The sequence below is a fragment of the Streptomyces albidochromogenes genome, from assembly GCF_005981925.1.
Lineage (GTDB): Bacteria > Actinomycetota > Actinomycetes > Streptomycetales > Streptomycetaceae > Streptomyces > Streptomyces albidochromogenes.
This window is the reverse complement of the sequence record NZ_VBVX01000557.1, coordinates 1-2,031: the sequence shown is the minus strand read 5'-3', so window position 1 is coordinate 2,031 and position 2,031 is coordinate 1. Positions and strand designations below refer to the sequence as shown.

At 70.3% G+C, this 2,031-nt stretch carries 2 protein-coding genes and 1 pseudogene; 2 read left to right on the top strand and 1 reads right to left on the bottom strand.

Annotation, left to right across the window (positions count from 1 at the left end; all coding sequences use genetic code 11):
• Positions 1-504, bottom strand: a pseudogene (locus E2E34_RS33800) (ThiF family adenylyltransferase); the annotation flags it as partial.
• A 226-nt stretch (positions 505-730) separates the two neighbouring features.
• On the opposite strand from E2E34_RS33800, the gene E2E34_RS33795 reads away from it, so the two are divergent.
• Positions 731-1,306: a M48 metallopeptidase family protein gene (locus E2E34_RS33795; protein ID WP_138905640.1), complete on the top strand. Its 576-nt coding sequence runs from the start codon at positions 731-733 to the stop codon at positions 1,304-1,306.
• 107 nt (positions 1,307-1,413) lie between these two features.
• A partial coding sequence (locus E2E34_RS33790; RefSeq protein ID WP_138905639.1) for a TerD family protein occupies positions 1,414-2,031 on the top strand: 618 nt, incomplete at its 3' end.

The window sequence follows — 2,031 nt, the reverse complement described above, 5'->3', positions numbered from 1 at the left end:
CCACCGCTCCGTACACCCGCCGTCCAGCACCTCGACCTGCCCCACGCCCCCGGCGGCCAGTACCGACGCGATCGTCGCGCCGACCCGCCCGGCGCCCCGCACCTGAACCCGCATCGCGCGCCGCGCCGCCAGCCGCCGTGCCCCGCCGCCCGGTTCGCAGTGGACGACGGAGAGGGCCGCCAGGTCGGGGCGGAGCCGGTCGAACGCCTCGGCGCGCCCCCGCAGCGCGTCCGCCTGCGCGCCGCCCGCCGTCGCGTCGTCGATCAGCCCGGCCGATGTGAGCCTCGCCACCAGCTCGTCCACCCGCCCGTCGGGCAGCCCCATCATCCGGGCCTCCTCGCGCAGCAGCGGAAGGCCGCGCGTCCCGTCGAGCAGCGCGAGGAATCCGCCCGTCGCCGTATCCACCGGACCCACCGTCACCGCGTGCCCGGACGTCATGCCGAATTGCACGGTCTGCCGGTCCCGCCATGCGCGCCGCAGCGCGGGCTTCACCATCGGATGCATATCGCCGCCCCCGTTCCTCCGCCACAAGTCGCGCTCTTACAAGATCCTTTCTCGCAAGATCCGCTCCGCCCTCAGAATGCCCGGCGTGATCCGAGAGGGACGAAAGTTGTCCACAGGTGCCGGGTATTAGTCGTACGAGTCGTTCCAATGCCGCGCCGGGGAGTGGATCGCGTTCGAACCATCCGGAGGTGGGACTTCCGCCACTGACAGCGGGTAACGTCGTGGCGTGCCCGTCGACCCCCTGCACCGCGCGAAGAACCAGCCGCCCCGCGGCTCGCGGCCGAGCGCTGTCGAGGTCCGCCGAAGCGCCCGCCGCAGCAGGACGGTGTCCGCGTACCGCGAGGGCGACCGCACGATCGTGCTCATCCCCGACCGCATGTCGGAGGCCGAGGAGCAGCGCTGGGTGAGCGTGATGCTCGACAGGCTCGCCGCCCAGGAGAGCAAGCGCGTCTTCGGCGACGCCGAACTCGCCGAGCGCGCCCAGCAGCTGTCCGCACAGTTCTTCGACGGACGGGCGCGCCCGGCCTCCGTGCGCTGGGTGACGAACCAGAACACCCGCTGGGGCTCGTGCACTCCGGCCGAGGGCAGCATCAGGCTTTCGCACCGCCTCCAGGGCATGCCCGAGTACGTCGTCGACTACGTGCTCCTCCACGAGCTCGCCCACTTGCTCGTTCCCGGTCACGGCCCGCGCTTCTGGCAGCTCCTGGAGGCGTACCCGCGCACCGAGCGCGCCCGCGGATACCTCGAAGGAGTGGTCGCCGCCGAGCGGCTTCCGTACCTGCCGGGCGCACGCACCGAGTGACGCTGGGTGATTGTGTACCGAGTGTGTACCGGCCTGGCCGGATGTCCCCGTGCGCGGGTTAGCCTGACGCGACGCATTCACCTCGGGATGGGGGACGGTCGTTACGCATGACCAGGGAATTCCAACGTGGCCACAAGGCCAAAATCAGTGACCTCACAGCGGGTACGGACCTGTACGTAGGCGTGCAGATCGCAGCACCCGGTCTCACCTTCGACATCAGCTGTTTCGGACTCGACGTCAACGAGCAGCTCTCGGACGACCGGTATTTCATTTTCTTCAACCAGCCGAAGTCGCCCGAGGAGTCGATTCAGCAGCTCGGCCCGCAGTCGGGCGACACCGAGTCGTTCCGCGTCACGCTGGACCGCATCCCGGCGAACATCCACCGGCTCTCCTTCACCGCGACGATCGACGGCGCGGGACAGATGTCGCAGGTGGGCCCCGGTTACATCCGTATCGTCGCGGGGGGTGAAGAGGTCGTCAGGTACGCCTTCACGGGCGCGGAGTTCACCACCGAGCGCGCGGTGATGCTGGGCGACTTCTACCTCAAGGACGTGTGGCGGTTCGCCGCGATCGGCCAGGGCTTCGACGGCGGGCTCGAAGCCCTGCTGAAGAACTTCGGCGGCGAGGTGGCCGAGGAGCAGCCGGCCGCGCAACCGCAGGCCGCCGCGCCTTCGTTCGCTCCGCCGCCCCAGGCTTCCCAGCCCGCGCCGGCCTTCGGCGCACCC